General features: G+C 66.4%; 13 protein-coding genes. 3 read left to right on the top strand and 10 right to left on the bottom strand.

Features of this window, described 5'->3' with window-relative positions:
- Nucleotides 1-7: 7 nt before the first annotated feature.
- Nucleotides 8-871: a helix-turn-helix domain-containing protein gene (locus ACPA54_RS30955; RefSeq protein ID WP_423534713.1), complete on the bottom strand. Its 864-nt coding sequence runs from the start codon at nt 869-871 to the stop codon at nt 8-10.
- 325 nt (nt 872-1,196) lie between these two features.
- Here ACPA54_RS30955 and ACPA54_RS30950 point away from each other — a divergent pair, with 325 nt between their 5' ends.
- Nucleotides 1,197-1,424, top strand: a complete 228-nt coding sequence (locus ACPA54_RS30950) for an ATP-binding protein (protein WP_423534712.1) — start codon at nt 1,197-1,199, stop codon at nt 1,422-1,424.
- 54 nt (nt 1,425-1,478) lie between these two features.
- On the opposite strand, the gene pglX is transcribed toward ACPA54_RS30950, so the two are convergent.
- The 3 genes from pglX to ACPA54_RS30935 form a co-directional block, all read right to left on the bottom strand.
- On the bottom strand, nt 1,479-5,030 hold the full coding sequence (gene pglX / locus ACPA54_RS30945; protein WP_423534711.1) for a BREX-2 system adenine-specific DNA-methyltransferase PglX: 3,552 nt from the start codon (nt 5,028-5,030) through the stop codon (nt 1,479-1,481).
- Nucleotides 5,027-9,475 carry a BREX system serine/threonine kinase PglW gene (gene pglW, locus ACPA54_RS30940; protein ID WP_423534710.1) on the bottom strand — a complete coding sequence of 1,483 codons (4,449 nt, stop codon included), beginning with the start codon at nt 9,473-9,475 and terminating at the stop codon, nt 5,027-5,029. Before pglW ends, pglX begins: the two co-directional genes overlap by 4 nt.
- A gap of 128 nt (nt 9,476-9,603) precedes the next feature.
- Entirely contained in the window at nt 9,604-10,653 is a 1,050-nt protein-coding gene (locus tag ACPA54_RS30935) for a hypothetical protein (protein ID WP_423534709.1), read from the bottom strand.
- A gap of 332 nt (nt 10,654-10,985) precedes the next feature.
- Here ACPA54_RS30935 and ACPA54_RS30930 point away from each other — a divergent pair, with 332 nt between their 5' ends.
- The gene (locus tag ACPA54_RS30930; RefSeq protein ID WP_423534708.1) at nt 10,986-12,890 is read left to right on the top strand and encodes a DUF2075 domain-containing protein; all 1,905 of its coding nucleotides are present in this window, start codon (nt 10,986-10,988) and stop codon (nt 12,888-12,890) included.
- Nucleotides 12,891-13,045: 155 nt separating this feature from the next.
- On the opposite strand, the gene ACPA54_RS30925 is transcribed toward ACPA54_RS30930, so the two are convergent.
- From ACPA54_RS30925 to ACPA54_RS30900, 6 genes are all read right to left on the bottom strand, one after another.
- Nucleotides 13,046-13,492 (bottom strand): nuclear transport factor 2 family protein, encoded by a 447-nt coding sequence (locus ACPA54_RS30925; RefSeq protein WP_423534707.1) that lies wholly within the window; start codon nt 13,490-13,492, stop codon nt 13,046-13,048.
- Nucleotides 13,493-13,553: 61 nt separating this feature from the next.
- The gene (locus ACPA54_RS30920; protein ID WP_423534706.1) at nt 13,554-13,697 is read right to left on the bottom strand and encodes a hypothetical protein; all 144 of its coding nucleotides are present in this window, start codon (nt 13,695-13,697) and stop codon (nt 13,554-13,556) included.
- Nucleotides 13,698-13,789: 92 nt separating this feature from the next.
- Complete coding sequence (locus ACPA54_RS30915; protein WP_423534705.1) at nt 13,790-14,230, bottom strand: hypothetical protein; 441 nt, start codon at nt 14,228-14,230, stop codon at nt 13,790-13,792.
- A 168-nt stretch (nt 14,231-14,398) separates the two neighbouring features.
- Nucleotides 14,399-16,513, bottom strand: coding sequence for a 3-hydroxyacyl-CoA dehydrogenase NAD-binding domain-containing protein (locus tag ACPA54_RS30910; protein ID WP_423534704.1), 2,115 nt, complete (start codon nt 16,511-16,513; stop codon nt 14,399-14,401).
- On the bottom strand, nt 16,510-17,712 hold the full coding sequence (locus ACPA54_RS30905) for a thiolase family protein (protein WP_423534703.1): 1,203 nt from the start codon (nt 17,710-17,712) through the stop codon (nt 16,510-16,512). Before ACPA54_RS30905 ends, ACPA54_RS30910 begins: the two co-directional genes overlap by 4 nt.
- 122 nt (nt 17,713-17,834) lie before the next feature.
- The gene (locus ACPA54_RS30900; protein ID WP_423534702.1) at nt 17,835-18,941 is read right to left on the bottom strand and encodes a DUF8094 domain-containing protein; all 1,107 of its coding nucleotides are present in this window, start codon (nt 18,939-18,941) and stop codon (nt 17,835-17,837) included.
- Between the two features lie 319 nt (nt 18,942-19,260).
- On the opposite strand from ACPA54_RS30900, the gene efeO reads away from it, so the two are divergent.
- Nucleotides 19,261-20,385 carry an iron uptake system protein EfeO gene (gene efeO, locus ACPA54_RS30895; RefSeq protein ID WP_423534701.1) on the top strand — a complete coding sequence of 375 codons (1,125 nt, stop codon included), beginning with the start codon at nt 19,261-19,263 and terminating at the stop codon, nt 20,383-20,385.
- The last annotated feature ends 100 nt before the right edge of the window (nt 20,386-20,485 follow it).

The following is a 20,485-nucleotide window of genomic DNA, read 5'->3' as shown; positions in this document are numbered from 1 at the left end:
TCATCCTTCATTTGCGCACACCGGCAACCAGTTTCTCAATAAATCTGATCGATTGCGTCGTGCTCAGGGCCGCCGAGCGCAAGGTATCGAAGATCAACGTGTAGCCCATCACTGCGTCGGCGCTCTCCAGGTAGTGGCTGCTGGTCGCGTTCTCCAGGAAGACCGTGCTTGTGACGGCATCGCTTCCGAACGAGAACATGGTGAAGGGCGTCGACAAGCAGGCGAACTCGGCCGGGTTCATGGGGAGTACCTGCAGATTCACCGTGGGAAGGCCTGCGGTCTCAAGGACCGATTCGAGCTGCCGGGCGTGCACCTCGGGGGAGCCCACACAACTGAGCAGGACCGGCGCCCAGACGATCGCGTGGTACCTCAAGTGTTCGGCGTCATGCAGCCGACGTTGACGCGCCTCGCGGATTTGGATCATGGACTCGATCTTGTCCGGCGAGATCATGGCAGGGTTCGCGAGCATGAGGGCGCGGGTGTAGTCCGGGAGTTGCAACAGTCCGGGCACCACTGCGGATTGCCAGGTCCGGATGTAGGTTGCGTCGTTCTCCAGCCCGATGACCTCGGCATAGTGCGGCGCGATCGTGTCGCTGTAAGACTCCCACCAGCCTTGCTTGTTGCTCTCGCGAGCGAGGCGCTCAAGGTATTTGCGGTGTTGAGGATCCGACACCGAGTAGGTGTCCAGGAGCAGTAGGAGATCACCCACTCGTGTGGTGACGATGCCGTTCTCCATCCTGCTGATTTTGGCCTGGCTGCAGCCCAGCACGTCCGCAACTTCGAGTGAACTCATACCAGTTGCCTCGCGAAGACGGCGCAGCTCCCCACCCAGGCGGCGGGATCGCACCGTTGGCTTGCCTCCTGCCGGCATGAACCCTCCGATCGATAACAGCGCGTGACTTGCTGAATGCATAGGATGCAACTAGCCTCGTATTCAGCACTCATCGTAGCGTGATGAATCCGGTGAGTGTCGGTCAATCAGCGCGCAAGCTGAGGGGTGATCGATGGGTTCAGTAGACCCCAAGCCCAGGCAGTGGTGGGTAGCGTCCGAACGGGCATCAGTGCCCGTGATGCGTCGGCAAGTGGTCGACGCGGTACGTGAGTGGAAGGTGTGCCCCGACGAAGACTCCCTCTATGGAGTCGCTGTATGCGCGTCGGAGTTGATCACGAACGGCGTTGACCGCGCTTGGACTTCGATGATCGGTATCACGGTTGCGTGGACCGGCAAGGCGGTTCGCCTGGAAATCATCGACGACGACCCTCTCGTACCGACACGTTGCGACGCGGGCTTGGGCGACGTGGACGGCCGAGGCCTCGCGATCCTGGAATCCCTCGGCCAGTGGGGCGCCGAGCGTCGTTCCTGCGGCAAGGTCGTCTGGGCGGAGATCCCGATCCCGCTCAACCCCCGCTGGACCAACGCCTGACGCCGCATCCAATTCGGCCGGCCCGAACAACCACTCGGGCCGGCCCACAACCGACTACTTCTTCTTCGCCCGCTTCGACGCCACCTTCGGCGGCCTCCAATTCACCAGATCTTCCTCGGTGAGATGTAGCCGAGTCATCATCTCGGTCAGGTGCGCCTCATACACATTGGCCGGGCTGTCACCAAACACCGGATCAAACTCCCCATGCCACTGCTTCACCCAAGGCATCAACTCCCGAAGCCCGGCCAACACCGGCGTAAGCTCCTCTGCCCCCCATCCATCCTCGTGCTCTCGCGTGTACGACAGCGCCGCAAGCGCCTGGGCGCGTTCCTGATGGTTCCAGCTTGCCGAACCGATCAGTGGCGAGGAATCCCCGCCACGGCCGAGATGGGGATATGAAATGAACCGCTCTTTCGCCAAGTCCAGCTTACCTCTATGTTTCCAATAAGATGTTTTCGCGAAGTCCGAGCTTGCGTACTTCGGTGGGAGGGGGGCGCTTTGGTCATGCCCGCTGATCCGGGCGGCAGGCGATGAATCCCATTCCCTTTGCCGTTCCCAAGCTTTCTCCCAGTCGGCGTTCTTGCGCAAGCCAGCCTCTTTGAATCGAAGAGCGGCCAAGAAGGGGACGCTGTTATCCCTGATCAATAGAGAGATGGTCTGTTCCAGATCGGCATTAGGGGTGTACTCTTCTGCAATCTGAACGAAATCTTCGCGCTTCCTGAATTCATCGGCAAGCTGAGCGGCAGTCAGGACTCTAGGATGGCTAGCGCCATCAATCTCGGTGCGCCAAACCATCGGATTCTCAAGTTCGCCCAGGATCCATTCTCGAAAGGCGTTCGCCTGCGCCTCCTTCCAACTCTCGAGGGTCCAGCGACGTTTGTACTCTGGCCGTTCAAGGATTCTGATATTCAGGTTTGAATCAATCGCGCGAATTCTCTCCTCAACTAGATTTCGGTAATTTTCCGGCCAATGGTCGGGGATATTCACCTGCGCAGTTGTGTTGTGTCGAGAAAACCATTCGGTCTTCAATTCTCCGCGGGCTTCCCTGCGGGCGAGCGCGATCTCAAATGCCCGCTCTCCCAATTTTATCCGCGGAGGTGGTTCCGTGGAATTGAGATGAGTTTCTACCGCGCCGTAGAGGTAGTAGACTTCCCAGTCGATTTCCTCTTGCAGGGCGATCATTTCTTCATGGAGGCCCACCCATTTAGCCTCTTGATTTTCGGTTGATTCTTTCACCTCATTGACTCGGATGCTGGAAATTGCGTCTTGTAGCATATCGGCCAGGTGTTGCATCCGCTCGCTCTTGGCGATTGGGAGTTGTCGGGGAAGCGGTAGCTTTCCAAGCTGAGTACTGCTGTACTGGTATCGAAGTTCCCATGCCTCGTCTGAGATTCCGCCCCCGATCCCGCCGTTCCCGTTGTTGTAATTCACTTGCTTGAGCCAAAAGCAGACTGCGGAACTGTTTAGCACTCCAAGTAGGTGGATCGGATTGATCGACCCATTTGGGACAACAACAGGGGCGGATTGGATAAAAACTCTGTCTTCGCGGTCGAGAACGAAATGATTATGCGTTGAAACGAAAGCGTGTGCAATCTTAGGGATTCCGAATCGCTTCTCGAAAAACATCGAGTAGGCAGTCCAGGGAATCCCTCGCTCTTGTTGGGACAAGCCGAAGGCGACCCGCCCCGAAAGATGCCCCCTGAAGGGCCATAGGAACTTCCTGATGCTGGGTTCGTTGGCCGGGGCTAGCCCGTCCTCTTGGTATGGCCAGAGACCGACAGGGACGTTCGTGTACGACCAGTCCCGAATGGAGTCGCCAGCCACGATGGGGCGGCGATACGTTTGCGGAATCCCTGCACCCTCCAGAGGGAAACCGCCTACGATGAACGCATCATTTTCTCGTGTTACGGCGACTGCTCCGAGGTCGGAAACCGACCCGAGCGTGTATTCTGAATTCTTCTCGAGAAGTGCCTGAAGTTCAACGGCGCCACCGCCTGTGAGATTCCACGGATGTGTCGCCAGGAGACTTCTAGAGCTATCTCGCGTCGAGGTCCATGCACTGTCTGTGCCTGGTCGATTGACCTGCGAAACAATGGAATTCCAGACGTGCCCGTCCCGGGGGTTTTCTGGAGTTGAAGGTTCGCCCTGAATTCCCAGAACTGTACGCACGGTCATATTGCGATCGACTTCATTCCGTCGACCAAAGATCATGACCGTTGGGGTCCCATGGCCGGGAATGTAGGCGCCCGAAGAGTCCACAACGAGCGTGAGTTCGACTTTTTCGCGAAAGTACTCTTCGATTAGCTTCTTGCCGAATTCGCGTTTCATGAACGACTGGGCTGTGATTTGGCCCACGTACCCGCCTTTGGTCTTCGGGTGATTCGCAGCAATAGCGAGGTCAAAGAATCTTTGCGAGAATGGCACGGAAAGTGAGTACGAGCCGGAGCAGGCGTCGTAGAGTTCTCGGTATAGCTTATTTAGGCTGCGATCCTTGACCGTGACGTACGGCGGGTTTCCGACTACGGCGTGGTATCGTCCTGATTGGAGGATTCGATAGTAATCCGATACATCATCTGTGGAGAAGGCGAAGTAATCCTGATCGTCTCCTGGTGTGGAGAAAAGTGCGAGTTGTTGAGACCTGATAAGAGAGTCGCCGATAGCGATGTTGATTGGCAAAATGTACTGTGCTGCGTCCCCGATCTTCGATACACCGACTGCCTGGAACGCTGCGACAAGGAGACGGAATCGGGCGATTGCAGCGGCGAAGGGGTTGATATCTACGCCGTGGACGGCCTCCAGAGATAGGCGGACTCGCTGTTGGATGTCTCGGCCGGGGGCGTGCTTTTCCCAATCGGCCAGGAGGCGGTGGAAGGCGCCGAGGACGAAGTGGCCGGAGCCGCAGGTGGGGTCGATCATCTTGACTACGTCATAGCCGAACTCCTCGATCGCCGGAGTCAGAGTGTGGTCGAGGATGAATTCTTCGACGAACTCCGGGGTCTGCAGCAGGGCGTACGTCTTGCGTGCCGACTCGCTCAGATCTTGGTAGAGGTCGCCGAGGAACCGGGTGTCCCATTCCGGGTCGGTGAAGTCGTGGACCAGGAAGGCATCGTTGCTGCTGCGGCGCCAGAACTTGATGAGTTCTTTGGCGGCGTCGTGCGAGAGAGGAATTTGGTAGAGCGCGTTGTGGCGTTCGTCGAAGAGGAGGTGGCCAGCCTGAGTGCGGCCGATCTCGGAGAACGACGCGAGGAGCCAGCCGCGATCGGTTTCGGCGGGGTGGTCGCGGAAGAACTGTTCCTGGGCCTCCATGGCTTCGGCCATGCGGTCGGGATTGGGGCCTGCCAGGAATGCCTCGGGGAGGAGGCCGTTGTCTTCGCAGAAGCGGACGAAGACGGTGCCGAGGACCCAAGCCACGGCGGCCTGGGTGACGCGTTCGTCACGCCAGGCCGACCACGTTGCCGCTGTGCGGCCGAACTTGAAGGCGCGGTCGTACTCGGGGCGAAGGCGGTCGTAGACCTCCGAGACTGTGTCGACCTGCTCGCGCAGGTCCGTCTCCAGCGTCTTGACCTGCTTCTGCAGGTCGGACAGCAGATCTTGACGCTTGATCACGAGACGGCGTTCCCTTCGTCCTCAACGGTGTTGCGGTCGTGGTGCATGTCGGCGACCCAACTATCGGGCAGCGCGATTCGTTCGTTCTCGGTGATGGTGCGGACCAAGACCCCATCAAGAGTCGGGAACTGGCTGGAGTCGTCCACCGGGCACAGGACCCAGACCGGGCGTCCGCCGTGGCGGGACTCGTTCGCCAGCGACTCCAGCAAGTGCATGCCGTCGTAGCGGCCGAGCGGTCCCGCGTCGTGGAGCAGGAGCAATCCGCTCCGAGCGCCGGCGAGACGCGGCTCCGCAACCTCCCAGGCCTCGCGGACCTTCGCGGCGAGGTTGCGGACCGCGCGCTCGTCAGTCGATGCGTCCGCCTTGAGGATCGTGTCCCATGTCGGCTTCGTGCGGGAGGCGATCACTTCGTGAAACGCATCGAGGAAGAGCTTGGCGACGTTCAAAGGCTCGGCGCCGAAACGGCTGAGCAGAGTGCGGCGTGCCTTGTCCGCGAGTGCAAGACGTACCGTCAGTGCGCGGAAGCCGCCCTCGTCGGCTGCGCCGAGAAGTCGCTGCTCAGTACGGGCCGCCAACGCTTTGTCGGGGCTGGAAGACGCCCATGCGGCGGCACCCAAATGACCGGACAGGCGATTCGTCCGGTACATCGCCCCCGACGACGACCCCGGCGTCCGCGGTGCGATATACCGGTCGCGGTCCCAGACGACCTCGAACCCCGCCTGGTCCAACAGCCGGTCAAGACCCGGATGATCCGGCATCGGCGGCAACGCGGGGAACCGCGACCTCACCCGGTCGCGGATCTGCTCCGGCGTGAGCCCGATCGGACGACCCGATGGATCCTGCCCGATCGGGATCACCCCTGCCTGAGCAAGCCGCAGCGCACGGACAGGCTTCAGCGCGCGTGGGTAGATCTCCAACCGCGACGTGGCCGCCGCCCCGGTCGAAGCCGCCGCAGCCAAGTGCACCAAGCGCCGTTCGTCCAGCCATGCCTCAGCACCCAGACGCGCCGTCGACACCGCGGAAAGCTCGCGCAGTACCGCCGCCGGCGTCGGCAACGGATCCACGTCAGTCAGCCGCGTGTCGACGGCCTTGCCCAACTCGTCGGCGTAGTCGAGCAAGGCCGGCGCCGCCGGAGTGTCCGGGCCGTCGTCTTCGCAGACTTCCAAGGCAATGAGGATCCGGTCGGAGGCCGCCCCTGCATCGTGTCGCCGTGGCAGCAGCCGGGGTTCGTCGTACAGCGAGTCCGTCTCGACAGCCGCCCGCAAGGCAGCCATCGCCACCGCGCGACGAAGCCGCTCCCCGTGGTACGTCGACCCCCTATGCGCCAGCAACGCATCCGCCAGCTCGAGCCAGCCCATCACCCGGCCGTTGTCCTCGAGCAACGCCACGACCTCGGCGTGGAGGCTGCGCACCTCGGGAAGTTCGTGCCACCGCTTGCGCTGCTTGGTGAGGACTTGGGCGATGCGCCCCGGCGTCACGTCGACCACAGCGGCGACCTTGGGTTGTACCGGCCATGCGCCCAGGCTGGGCAGATCACCCGTCCCCGGGTCGGGCAGACCGAGCAGCAGCCGCGTCGCTTTGACCTCGGTCTCGTTGCGCTTGTTCTTGGCCAGCTCGGGGACCAGGATCTTGGCGATCTCGTTCAGGCCCATACTGGACGCGTCGAACAACGCCCCGTCGACCGCAGCGACAGCAGGTTCGCCTGCCGTCGGCAACTCCCGCTGGTGGAGCCGCTCCCGCCACTCCTTGATGCGCTGCTGCAACTCCTGGCGTGTCTTTGCTCCGACGCCTGCCAGACTCAGGATCGACTTCGACGGCAGCGCCAGCAGGTCGCCGACGGTGCTCGCGTCGAGTCGGTAAGCCGCCGACTTCGCCCGTTCGCTTAGGCCCGCTGCCTCCAGTGTCACGCCCAGCGACGTGACGGCAGCCGCGGCTGCGTTGCGGGACTCCTGCGCGGTCTCGTCCTCCGCGATGACCGGCTGCCGGGAACTGACCGGGCGCTTCTCGTCCGCAGCGTGGAACACCTGGTTCCAAGCAGCTCGCATCTGCTTCAACGATTCGAAGCGCTTCCGGGCGTCCCGGTGCAGCGCGCGGGCGAAGAACCCGGTCAGGCCGTCCGCGATCGCGCTGTCGAACGCCTCGACCGCAAGCGTCGGACTCTCCACCGTCGTGAACCGCGGTTCTGTGACGCCGTCTTCCCAGACCGGTAGTTCGCCCGAGGCCATCTCGTGCAGCGTGACCGCCAGCGCATAGCGCTCGGCGTACTCGTCGTAGACCATCCGCTGCGGCTCGCCCAGGAAGGGGTCGAGGTAGCGCGGCGTACCGGCCTCCAGCTCCTTGACCGAGATACCGGCCAGCGAGAAGTCGAACAGCACGAGCTGCTTGGTGCGATTGGGGCGGATCCGGATGGCGATGTTGTCCGGCTTGATGTCGCGGTGGGTGACGCCCTCGCCTTCGAGAAAGTCCATGGCGCCGAACAGGTAGTCGCTGTACGTCTCCAGCTCGTCCACGGCCAGTCGGCCCTCGTCGCGGATCTGCCGTGCGAGGGTCTTCTCGCCCGCATGTTCCAGCACCAGGACGGTACGTCCGCCGATGCGCAGCGGCTCTGGCCGAGCCAGGTGAATGACGCGGGAGTCGAGGATCAGACCGCGCAGGACGGACGCCTCGTGCTCGAGCCGCGACGCCTTCTCGTCGGACAGCCCGATCTTGAGGACCTCCATGGCGCCCGTCTCGGCGTTCATGGCGAGGAACGCCCGGCACGTCGACCCCGTCCCGAGCCGCTTGTCGATGATCCACTCGCCGCCGACGGTGTCGTTCTGCTTGGCCTCGAGGGGGTCCGGTTCGTCGTCGTCCGAGGATTCCTCGGGCTCCGGATGGACGGAGTCGCTCTCGGCGCGCGGTGCCGTCAGCTCGTGCTCGACCTCGTCCAGGATTTCGAGGAAATCGGCTACGGAGGCGAGCCTTTCGTCCCAGACCGGGGGCGTAGCCCAGTACGCCAGCTCGTCCATGGTCTCGGTGACCGTGTCGTCGACTGTCGACGGACGCAGCCCGCCCTCCGCGCTGAGCCGGTTCAGCAACTCGGCGCGTGACGCTGCAGGAGGCTGCCCGGTGAGCAGCAGGTAGGTCAGCGCGCCAAGGCCGAACACGTCCAGGCGTACCGGATCGGCCTCGGGGTTCGTGAACTCCGGTGCAAGGTATGGGTGGGCAGACGGTTCGAGGTGGTTCGCCGCATGACCGGTCGCGGAGATCTGAGCGTTGGCTGCGCCGGAGCCGCCGACGGAGTCCGGGCCGCGAGTGGCCGCCTGCCAGTCGCTGATGCGCAGGGTGGGTTTGAGCCACGCGGTCTCAGTGTCTGTCGCTTCCGGGGTATCGCGCCGCGATGCCGGGGTAACCAGGATGCCCCGCGCCGAGAGGGCACGGTGGTGCAGGTGGCGCCGGTGGGCGTACGCGACCGCGTCGGCCAGTTGGCGGATCAGGCCGAGCCGGGTGGCCTGGCTCAGTTGCGCACCGTACTGCGCCATGTAGTGGTCGAGACGCAACGACCGCGGGTCGTGCCGGAAGATCAGCGCAGGGCCGGCCTCGTGAGGCTCGAGCGTGTCGACCTGGACGATGCCGGGGTGGTCGATGCCGTGTAGTGCAAGCATCTCGCGTTTGGCGGCCCGCTCGATGCTGGTCCGGTCTTCGCGGGCGGCGTTGCGCTCGACGAGGTAGATGCGGATGCGGCGCTTCTCGGCGGGCAGTTGCGTGTGCTCGGCGAGGTGGTCCTGCCACGTGGGGCCCGCATCGAACGGGCGGGCAGCCATCTTCCACGAGCCGACTTTGAGGTGGGCGTGGCTCTTGGAGATGCCGACACCTTTGAGCAAGTCCGGGAGCTGCTTGGACAGCGACGGGGTCAGTGCCTTGCCGGCGTCGGTCGGGTTGGTGCCGAGGAGTCCGCTCCAGATGCCGGGAAGCCCGTTGGGGTTCGGGCCGACCGAGGGTTCCGGTCCGAACACCCAGTGCAGTTGGTGGTCGGCGAGGCCGAGTTGCAGCGTGGGCACGGACAGGAAGACCGCGGCCTGGAGGAACGGAATGCGTTCGCGGACGCCGCGTTTGGTCGCCTCGCGCTGCAACAGCGACTTGAGCCGCTTTGCCTTGGCGTCGGCGAGGTGCAGCGGGTTGTCGAACGTCCGGGTGCGTGCGCTGTTGCCGTGGCTGAGGATCCAGTTGGCCCCGCTGTTGGTCAGGCGGCCGTTGAGGCTCTTGATCTCGATCAGGTAGAGGCCGCTGCGGGTGGCGACCAGCAGGTCGACCTCGTACACGTGGCCGGTCTCGGCGGTGAACGTGAAGTTCGACCAGGCACGGTACGGCTCCGCGTCGGGCAGCAGTGCCCGGACGTGTTCGAGGGCCTCGCGCTCGTGGTCGTAGTGGGTGCGCGTGACCGTCGTCCAGCGACCCTCGTCCATTGCTCCCCGCCTGTTCCTGGTGTGTCATCGCTCGTGGACTGTGGGCGATCCGCCACCATCTTGCCAGCGGATACCCGCGCGTCACGAACCAAACGAAAGGTTGTTCGAGGTTGAGGGCGCCGTCTGTGTCATCGCTGCAGTTCGCGCGGGGTGTACCGGAGCTGGAACAGCTGCGGCCGGTCCTCGTCCAAGCGATACACCGTGATTTCGGAGAGCAGCGTGCGCTTCATCTGCCGTGCGCGGGACGCTTCCTGCTCCTCGACCGCGACGATCCACTTCTCCACCTGCTCGGGCAGCCCGAAGGAGAGCCGGTACGCACCCGGCGCCGAGCGCGGGGTGATCTCCCAGTTGCCCAGGCCCGAGGTCGTGGCGACGCGGCGGATCATGACGTCGTGTGCGGGCTGCTCCCTGGCGTAGGTGAGGAACGCGCGCGGGTCCTCGGGGGCGAGCGTGAGCATGAAAGGGGCGGACGGGAAGGCCAGGAGGAACTCGGTGCGCATCGACCGCTGGAGTCCTCGGGCGAACGCGTCTACAGAAGGCCGGAGCGCGTTTGCAAGTTCCGCATCGCCGGGCGGGTCAATGGCCGAACCTGGATCCGCGGTCCCGAGCGTGTCACGCATGAGATGACGCACCATCAGAACATCGACGCTGTCGTTGCCGGCGTCCGCCGTGATCGTGCGGATGTCCTTGGCGAGCGTCTTGACGAGCGTCCGGAGCGGCGCGAAGGCGGGACCCGACAGGTCCACCAGGGAGATTTGGTGGGCGAGCGCATATCCCTGGGCGTCCTTGCTGAACCCCGACGTGGAGAACACGGTGTAGGTGTACTGGTAGCGGCGCTTCGGGGCGTCGCCGAAGCGCTTGACGACGTGGTTCTCGTTGACGTCGTCCAGAACGCCGTGCGCATTGCGGACGACGTCGAGACCGACCCGTGCCTCCCGGCATTTGGCCTCGACGAACAGCCGGACAGGCAGGGAGAAGGCTGGCACGTACCAGAACTCGCCTAGGACATCCGCCTGGTGCCACGCGCCGCGGCCGCGCACGACGAGCCCGTTTCCGCGGATGTCCAGTTCTGGCTCGTCCGGCGAAGCGTCCATGATGAGCCGGTAGCCGCTGGCCCCGAGCATGGCTGCGATGGCCTCCTCGAGAAGGTAGCCCTGCAGGATGGCAGGCGCGATCATTCGGAGTCCTTCCCCCCATGGTCTGCACTGGTGGCCGGTCGGCGGGCGCAGCGCCTGCGGCACGTGACCAGCGTACGGATCCGAAAGGCCGCCTGATGCCGGAGTGCCCCAAGCGGGTGTGCGCGGTTGCGTCGGGCCTTCCGGGGGCGCCTTCAGGTGGTCCGAAATTCACGTGCGTTGCCGCAACTCCTCGATAGGGTCAAGCAGTCGGGGAGGGCGCAACGATTCTTCCCTGCGGCCGAACAACAGAACACGGGGGAACAGTGGCGCTCGGGTATCTCGCGCGTATGACCGCGCAAGAAGTGCTTGACGCATCCGCAGGTGGGGCTCTCGTGCCCCTGCTTCTGCGCGCCAAGGTGGAGCGGGACGGAACCGGCGCCGGGGCAAACGAGCAGGCGTCCTGGGAGAACAGCTTGCCGGCCCTGGCCAAGATCCTGGTGCGTGCGGATCGTGCCGACGTCGAGATCTATATCGAGGTCGATGTGCCGCACTTCAGCGGTCAGGCCGACGCCGTACTGCACGGTGTCCATCCGCAGACAAGCAAGGCCTCGTTCGTCGTCGTCGAACTCAAGCAGTGGACCGACGTGACGCTGGATGGGCCCCGCTCGGCACTCTGCCGAGTCCCCCACTACCGAAGGCCGAAGCCGCACCCCGTTGCCCAGGTGCGCAAGTACGTGCACCGCTACCTCGCGTACCATCCCGACATCGCCGAAGATCCCGACGGCATCGTCGGGATCGCCTATCTGCACAACGCCGGCGCCAAGGATGCGGCCGCGATCGCGAGCCAGCCCGAAGACCTCTCGGGGATGCTCTACACAGCGGACACCGAGGACCTACTGGTCGAGGCACTGGCGCGGCGGTTTGCGCCGCAGTCGGCCACCCACGTTGCCGATGACCCCTTCTCCTCTGTCGAACTGCGCACGCCGCGCCCCCAATCCGCCGTCCTGGCAGGTGTGCTGGCCGGAGAGGAACAGTTCGAACTGCTGGGGGATCAGAACTTGGCATATGGCGCGGTGATGAAAGCCGTAAATTCTGCGCGGATGACCGGTGGACGGCACGCAGTGGTCGTGACCGGTGGCCCGGGCACAGGGAAGACCGCGATAGCCATCCAAGCGGTCGCAGACCTTCTCGCCGACGACGCCAAGGTGAAGTACGCGACGGGATCCAGCGCGCTGCTTGACGCGATTCGCAAGGTGTCGATCACTGGACGCGAACTCACGCGACGCCGCGCGCCGTTCGTCTCTCTTCGGGCGTTCGCCGAAGCAGCGCCGGGTGCGTTGGACGTCATCATTTGCGACGAAGCACACCGAATATCCGAGGTCTCGAAGACTGCATGGTGGACATCACCCTCGGGCAAGTCACAGCTGGCCGAACTGATGGATGCCGCGCCGGTGACAGTGTTCTTGCTTGACGCCTACCAAACGGTGCGGGCCGACGAGATCGGCACGAACAAGTACATATGCGAGACCGCGCTGGCGCGCGGCATGACGTTGTGGACGGTTGACCTCCACCATCAGTTCCGTTGCAGCGGCAGCCTGGAGTACGTCGAATGGACGCATCGGCTGCTCGGACTCGATGAGCACCACTCGGCCGGCCCCTGGAGCGGCCGCGGCATGCAGGTCCAGGTGGTCGACAGACCCGAGGACATGGACGCCGTCTTGGCGAAGGAGCGCCAGCGCGGGGCCTCGACCAGGATTGCCGCCGGATTCTGCTGGCCTTGGACGAAGATGTGGGTGGACGGAAAGCCGGTCGACGACATCGTGATCGGCAACTGGCGTCGCCCGTGGAACACCTACAAAGCGAGCCAAGGCGACCCGTTCCCGCCTGCGCCGCTCTGGGCCGTCGACGACCGGGGTACCGGCCAGATCGGATGCATCTACACCGCTCAAGGCCTCGAGTACGACTGGGCTGGGGTGATCATTGGGGAAGACCTGGTGTGGCGGGACGGGCGTTGGCTCACGGACCCAGGCAAGTGCTCCGACCGCAAAGCCCCCAAGCGCGACCCCCTGTTGTTCGAGCGCTATGTGAAGCATGTCTACAAGGTTCTTCTCACACGCGGGCGCCTTGGAACGGTCATTTACGCCTGTGACGAGGAAACGCGTGCGCATCTGAAGAAGTTGATATCCCGCGAGACCGTCCAGCCGTCACGTGCTGTGGGAGACAAGCACAACAGAACGGCTGAATCGGCTCAGGGCTTGCACTTGGCCACCGGGGCGATGCCGGGTCGAACCGGCTGACGTCATCCGTCAGCTTGCGAGCACCACGAGATGCCCGCGTTCGAGGCCCAGCTCGCGGCGATCACCCGCGGTCCGGGCCCCGAAGCAGGCCTCTGTTGAGCCAGTTAACAGGTGCAGGCCGGCCACTTGGATGGGGCAGGCCCAGGGGCAGATGCCTACGCCTCCGCCGCCAAGCTCGTCTCGCCCTCCCACGTCGACAGCCCCAGGTGCTCCCGGATTTCCGCCGGGGGCTCCCAGAAAGCGCGGACCGAGTCGACGAGGCCTTCGTCGTTGACGCGCCAGAGTTCGATGCTGTCGACCCAGGCGGGCTTGCCGGCGACGGAGCCGTGGTTGCGCATGTAGACCTGGGCTTCGCGGCCGCAGGCGATGACGAGGACGGGTTCGAGGGTCCAGACCTTGTCGGCGGTGAACGACTTGTCCCACGCCTGGACGGACATCACGTCGCGGCCCACGGCGGCGACGGTGCCGGGCGGGTCTTCGTAGCGGACGTCGTCGGCGAGGATCTTCAGCCAGGAGTCCTTGTCCTGGTTGTTCCAGTGGCGGACATGGGCGTGCACGGCTGCACGAGCCGCCGCGGCGAGGTCCTTCGGGGCATCTGTCATCCCGTCAGATCTAGCCGCGGCGGCGTGAAGTATCAAGAACCATCGGGACCGATCGCGACAGTCAGAACTGCGCGTACAGGACTGGCGCCTTCAACGCCGACCCGCCGGCCCGGTCTCGGCCGCCGTATTCGGAGACGGTCCCGTTCGCGGTGTCGCGCACCCACAGGTCGGGGAGGCCGTCGGCGTTGTGCGTGAGGCAGGTCATCCGGTGGCCGGTGGGTTGCCGGGAGAAGGCAAAGTGCTCGGGCAATTGCCTCGATTCGTGATGGCCATGGCATGTGCGGCCGCGCCGGCTCCCTACTCCGCCGTGTTCTCGCCGGAACGGGTCTCCCGGCATCGCCCCGACATCGCCCCGGCCGCGTCCGCGACCGCCAGGGCCGTACCCGCCACGGCCGAGCCGCCCGCCAGAGCGGCGATGAACATACGAGTCCGCGGGAGTTCGTGCCAGTGCTGCCGCGTGGCCAGGGTGTCGCCGACGTCGGCGGCGGCGGAGGCCAATGCCCACAGCGGGAACCCGCGACCCGACAACGCCGCCACCACGGTGCCCGCGCCCAGCGCGACGTCGCGCGCCCCGAGGGCCTTCGCAAACACCGTCCCGCCCGTGGTGTACGCGTCCTCGCCGATCCAGGGCCGCGACACCGACGGCGGCCTGGTGATCGCCATCACCCCGAGCAGCGCCCGCGCCGCACCCCACCCGGCGCCGGCGGAACGGACGGTCTTGCGCCAGTCACGAGACATTCGCGGACTCCTTCACAGCGGACGATTCCCTGCCCTTACCCACGCACAAAGGCGCCGCACGCCCCCTTCACCAAGGGGGGCGCACGGCGCCTCCGTCGTAGCACCTACGACCTGGCGGACCTATGCCCTACCGCCATGCCTCACCGCGGCACGGCGCCACGGCACGGCTCAGGCGACCGACGCGACGCCCGGCTCCAGGAACCGCTTCCCGGTTACCTTCTCCGCGATGCCCTCGCGGTCCAGGTACGGCGTGATGCCGCCCAGGTGGAACGGCCAGCCCGCGCCGGTGATCATGCACAGGTCGATGTCCTGCGCGGCCTGCACGACGCCCTCATCGAGCATCAGCCGGATCTCCGTCGCCAGCGCCGCCAGCGCCCGCGCGCGGACCTCGTCCGCGGTGGACGGCGACGAGCCGACCTCCATCAGCGCGGTCACCTCCGCGTCGACCTCGGGGGCGCCCGACGCCCACGTGAGGAACGACCGCTTGCCGGCCTTCACCACGCGCGCCAGGTTCTCCGACACGCCGAACCGGTCCGGGAACGCCCCGTGCAGCGTCTCGGCGACATGCGCGGCAATGGCAGGGCCCACGAGTTCGAGCAGCACCATCGGCGACATCGGCAGCCCGAGCGGAGCGAGCGCCTTGTCGGCGACCTCGATCGGCGTGCCCTCGTCGACCGCCGCGAGCACCTCGCCGAGGAACCGCGTCAGGATCCGGTTGACCACGAACGCCGGGGCGTCCTTGACCAGCACCGCCGTCTTCTTCAGCTGCTTGGCGACCGCGAACGCGGTGGCCAGCGACGCGTCGTCGGTCTGCTCGGCGCGCACGACCTCCAGCAGCGGCAGCACCGCGACCGGGTTGAAGAAGTGGAAGCCGACGACCCGCTCGGGGTGCGCGAGCTTCGACGCCATGTCGGTGATCGACAGCGACGACGTGTTGGTCGCCAGCACGCACTCGGCCGAGACGACCGCCTCGACCTCGGCGAACACCTGCTGCTTGACCGACAGCTCCTCGAAGACCGCCTCGATGACGAAGTCCGCGTCGGCGAACGCGTCCTTCGTCAGCGACCCGGTGACGAGCGCCTTGTAGCGGTTGGCGGAATCCCGGCTCATCCGCTTCTTCGCGAGCAGCTTGTCGATCTCGGCGTGCACGTAGCCGACACCCTTGTCCACGCGCTCCTGGTCGATGTCGGTCATCACGACCGGCACCCCCAGACGCCGCGCGAACAGCAGCGCCAGCTGCGACGCCATCAGGCCCGCGCCGACCACGCCGACCTTGGTCACCTGACGGGCCAACGACCGGTCCGGCGCCCCGGCGGGCCGCTTGGCGCGCTTCTGGATGAGATCGAACGCGTAGAGCCCGGCGCGGAGTTCGTCGCTCATGATGAGGTCCGCGAGAGCCTCGTCCTCAAGCGCGAAGCCGGCGTCGACGTCGCCGCTGCGGGCCGCGTCGATGATCGCCAGCGCGCGGTACGGCGCCGGCGACGCGCCCGCGACCTTCATGTCCGCGATGAACGTGCCGGTCTCGACGGCCTTGTCCCAGCCCTCGCCACGGTCGAACTCGGCGCGCTCGACGGTGACGTCGCCGCGCACGACCTTCGCCGCCCAGCGCAGCGACTCGGCCAGGAAGTCGGCCGGCTCCAGGAGCACGTCCGCGATGCCGAGTTCGAACGCCTTCGGCCCGTTGAGCTGCTTGTTCTGGTTGAGCGCGTTCTCCAGGATCACCGTCACGGCCTTGTCCGGCCCGATCAGGTTCGGCAGCAGCGTGCAGCCGCCCCAGCCCGGCACCAGGCCGAGGAAGCACTCCGGCAGCGAAAGCGCGGGCACCGCCGACGAGATCGTGCGGTAGTCGCACGCCAGGCCGATCTCCACGCCGCCGCCCATCGCGGCACCGTTGTAGAAGGCGAACGTCGGCACCGGCAGGTTGCGGATCCGGCGGAACGCGTCGTGCCCGGCCCGGCCGATGGCCAGCGCCTGCTCGCGGTTCTGAATGACGCCGACGCCCTTGAGGTCCGCGCCGACCGCGAAGATGAACGGCTTGCCGGTCACACCCGCGGCGGCGATCTCGCCCGCGGCGGCGAGCCCCTCCACCTGGTCGAGCGCCGCGCCGAGTTCGGCGAGGCCCGCCGGGCCGAACGTGGTCGGCTTGGTGTGGTCGAAGCCGTTGTCCATCGAGATCAGCGCGAACTTGCCCGCGCCGTCCGGGAGGTCGAGGACTCGCACCGGGAAATGGGTGACGAGTTCGTCCGGGAAGATCTCCTGGGCGAGCTGCTTGAGGTCCGTCACTTGTCGCCCTCCCAGTGGGGGTTTTCCCAGATGACCGTTCCGCCCATGCCGAGGCCGATGCACATCGAGGTCAGGCCGTAGCGGACCTCGGGGTGCTCCTCGAACTGGCGCGCGAGCTGGATCATCAGGCGCACGCCGGAGGAGGCGAGGGGGTGGCCGAACGCGATCGCGCCGCCGTACTTGTTGACCCGCGGGTCGTCGTCGGCGATGCCGTAGTGGTCGAGGAGCGACAGCACCTGTACGGCGAACGCCTCGTTGACCTCGAACAGGCCGATGTCGTCGATCGTCAGCCCGGCGCGCTCCAGCGCCTTCTCGGTGGCCGGGACCGGGCCGATGCCCATGACCTCCGGCTCGACGCCCGCGAACGCGTACTGCACGAGGCGCATCTTGACCGGCAGGCCGAGGGCGCGCGCGGCGTCCTCGGAGGCGATGATCGCGGCGGTCGCACCGTCGTTGAGGCCCGCGGCGTTGCCCGCGGTGACCCGGCCGCGGACCCGGAACGGGGTCTTGAGCGCGGCGAGGTCGGCCATCGTGGTGCCCGGGCGCGGCGGCTCGTCCTCGGTCGCGAGGCCCCAGCCCTTCTCCTGCGAGCGGGTCGCGACCGGCACCAGGTCGGACTGGATCTTGCCGTCCGCGTACGCCTTCGCGGCCTTCTCCTGGCTGCCGACCGCGAACGCGTCGGCGCGCTCCTTGGTCAGCTGCGGGAAGCGGTCGTGGATGTTCTCCGCCGTCGAGCCCATGACGAGCGCGGACGGGTCGACCAGCTTCTCCGCGATGATCCGCGGGTTCGGGTCGACGCCCTCGCCCATGGGGTGCCGGCCCATGTGCTCGACGCCGCCCGCGATCGCGATGTCCAGCGCCCCGAGCGCGATGCCGCCCGCGACGTTGGTCACCGCGGTCATCGCGCCCGCGCACATGCGGTCGACGGAGTAGCCGGGCACGGACTTCGGCAGGCCGGACAGCAGTGCGGCGGTACGGCCGAGCGTCAGCCCCTGGTCGCCGATCTGCGTGGTCGCCGCGATCGCGACCTCGTCCACCTTCGCGCCGGGCAGCTGCGGGTTGCGGCGCAGCAACTCGCGGATGCACGCGATGACCAGGTCGTCCGCGCGGGTCTCGTGGTAGATGCCCTTGGGGCCGGCCTTGCCGAAGGGGGTTCGGACACCGTCGACGAAGACGACGTCCCTGGGGTGACGAGACACAGTGGCAGCACTCCTCGTGGAAGGGTTACACGCCCATGCTACTCGCCGGTAACCAGATCGCCTAGGGGCTGTTACCGGCGGTACCGCGTGTCTCCGAGGACCGCCCGTTCGGCGGCGGATGTTCAGCTCTTCGCCTTCTGGTAAGTGAAGTCCAGGGGGTAGACGACATCCGCCGCCACGTCCGGCGTCGTCGCCGCGGCGCCCGCGGCGGGCGGAATCCACACCAGTGACATGCCGATGTTCGTGTCCACGAACGACGTCACCCGGAAGCCGGGGGTCTCGGCCTTGTACCGGCTTTTGCCGTTCCACTCCATGGGCGGCCGTCCGTCCACAACGGTGTTCGTCCACTTGTTCGTCAGGACGCACGGGACCATCGCGCCGCCGGTCGGGGTCCGCCACACCGGCCCGACCGCTTCGGGCCGCACCTCGCGCGCCACCTTCGCGGACACCGACTGACGCGCCTGCTGCGCGATGAGCTCGGCCACCTGGCGGTCGGCCTTGCTCTGGTTCGGCCCCCACGTGACGCCGCGCTGCTTCTCCGGCTGCGCCAACTGCGCGCACACCGCCGCCGGATCGGTGGCCAGGCCCGACGGCGACGCGACTACCTGGGCGAGCCCGGAGGCGTCCTCGTCGATTCCCGGGAACGGCTGGTTCTCGACGAGGATCGTCGTCATGGCGAGCTTCCACGCAGGGTCCGCAGCCGTGGCCCGGAAGACGTAGATGAAACGGTCCTCCGAGAGGTCCGGTTCGCCGTCCGCGATGACGAACCAGCGGTCCCCGTTCGCCGACGGCGCCGGCCGGTACACCCGCGGCTGGTACGGCGTCGGCATCCCCCCGGAGATCCGGAACGACGGTTTGGCGATCCGCCACGACGCCTTGACCACCGACAGCATCGGTTCGGCCAGCCGTTTTGCGGCCTCGGCTTCGTCCAGTTCACCGGACGCGGTCTTGGGGGACACGTCGAGCGCCTTCAGGAGGGAGATGGCCTCGGCGTCCGTCGGCACCAGTCGCGGCTTCGTCGGCGACGGGCTGCCGGTCGGCTTCGAGCCGCCGCCGGTCGAGCCGCTGCCGGTCGGGCTCGGCGACGCCGTGTCGCCCGCCGCCTCGACGGCCTTGCCGGCCACCCTCGCGCCGCAGCCGGTCGCGGCGGTCAGCACCAGCGCGGCGGCCGCCGCGGCGACCAGGCCGCGGACCGGGCCGCGGGTGCGGAATCTCGGTGAAACCCCCAACACAACCCCCAGGAACGTCCGTCCGCGGCGGCAGGCCGTGGGCGGGAGAGCGGAGGCGGCGCGCGGGCGGCGTGGATACGTCGAGTCAGGTCGCGGCGCCGCCGTGACGAGCGCCACGGATCGTCCCATACGGCGTCCGGTTGGTTGTTGACGGGGTGTCACAACACACACCCCGCACCTTGCTCTTTCTTTACCGCCCACTGGTGACTGCCCGGGGGCCGACTGGCACAATGCAGCGAAGCCTTGGCTTACTTAGCCTCACCTAACACCCATGGGACTTCCGGTGTGGATGTCCCCGAACGTCCCCACCGGAGTGTCCATGCCAGCCGCCCGCCGTACGCTCGCCGCCATAGCCGGCACCGCCCTCCTCGGCATCCCGGCGCTCGCCGCCTGCAGCAGCGACAGCGGCGGGGACGCCATCAAGGTGACGGCCACCGACAAGAAGTGCGAGGTCGGCAAGACCGACTGGACCGCCGGCAAGAACACCCTCAAGGTCTCCAACAAGGGCGGCTCGGTCACCGAGGTCTACGTCTACGCCCAGGGCGACCGCATCATCACCGAGCGCGAGAACATCGGCCCCGGGCTCAGCGTCGAGATCCACTTCGACATCAAGCCCGGCGATTACCAGGTCGCCTGCAAGCCCGGCCAGAAGGGCGATGGCATCCGGCAGGACATCAAGGTCGCCGGCGCCACCTCCGAGAAGCCCATGGACCCGCGCCTGTCGAAGGCCGTCGCGGACTACCGCGCCTACGTCCAGGGCCAGGTCGACCAGTCGCTCCCCGTCCTCGAGCAGTTCGTCGCCGCGGTCAAGGCCGGCGACACCGCCAAGGCCAAGGAGCTGTACGCCAAGTCCCGCATCGGCTGGGAAACCATGGAGCCCGTCGCGGAGAGCTTCGGCGACCTCGACCCGAAGATGGACGCCCGCGAGGCCGACCTCCAGCCCGGCGAGGAATTCTCCGGCTGGCACCGCCTCGAGAAGACGCTGTGGACCACCGGCCAGCTCACCGCCGACGACACCAAGTACGCGGACCAGCTCCTCGCCGACTACAAGACCCTCCAGGCCAAGGTCGGCACCGCCGAGATCACCCCGACCTCGATGGCCAACGGCGCCAAGGAACTCCTCGACGAGGTCGCCACCGGCAAGGTCACCGGCGAGGAAGAGGCGTTCAGCCACACCGACCTCGTCGACTTCGCCGGCAACGTCGCGGGCGCCCAGAAGGCGTACGAACTCCTCAAGCCGTACGTCCTGGAGAAGGACGCCGGCCTCGGCGCCACCCTCGACGGCGAGTTCGCCGACATCCAGAAGGTCCTCGACAAGTACAAGCAGGGCGAGGGCTACGTCTCCTACGACACCGTCAACGACCAGCAGCGCAAGGAGCTTTCGGACGCGGTCAACTCGCTCGCCGAGCCGCTGTCCAAGCTCGCCGGCGCGGTCGCGCAGTAACCGCTTCAGCCGACCGCTCCGCCTCGCAGCCCGGGGCCGTACGTGCGCCTCGCGCCCGTGCGGCCCCGTCCCGCGCGGCGGTCCGACACCCCGAGGGGAG

The sequence above is a fragment of the Uniformispora flossi genome (assembly GCF_049534875.1).
Lineage (GTDB): Bacteria > Actinomycetota > Actinomycetes > Streptomycetales > Streptomycetaceae > Yinghuangia > Yinghuangia aomiensis.
This window is presented reverse-complemented; position numbering and strand designations above follow the sequence as displayed.

Coding starts and splice junctions, on each gene's coding strand:
- ACPA54_RS30920 (WP_423534706.1), bottom strand. CDS start 13,697: ATGACCTGCCTCACGCACAACGCCGACGGCCTCCCCGACCTGTGGGTG.
- ACPA54_RS30935 (WP_423534709.1), bottom strand. CDS start 10,653: ATGATCGCGCCTGCCATCCTGCAGGGCTACCTTCTCGAGGAGGCCATC.
- ACPA54_RS30950 (WP_423534712.1), top strand. CDS start 1,197: ATGATCGGTATCACGGTTGCGTGGACCGGCAAGGCGGTTCGCCTGGAA.
- ACPA54_RS30955 (WP_423534713.1), bottom strand. CDS start 871: ATGCCGGCAGGAGGCAAGCCAACGGTGCGATCCCGCCGCCTGGGTGGG.
- ACPA54_RS30915 (WP_423534705.1), bottom strand. CDS start 14,230: ATGTCTCGTGACTGGCGCAAGACCGTCCGTTCCGCCGGCGCCGGGTGG.
- ACPA54_RS30925 (WP_423534707.1), bottom strand. CDS start 13,492: ATGACAGATGCCCCGAAGGACCTCGCCGCGGCGGCTCGTGCAGCCGTG.
- efeO (WP_423534701.1), top strand. CDS start 19,261: ATGCCAGCCGCCCGCCGTACGCTCGCCGCCATAGCCGGCACCGCCCTC.
- pglW (WP_423534710.1), bottom strand. CDS start 9,475: ATGGACGAGGGTCGCTGGACGACGGTCACGCGCACCCACTACGACCAC.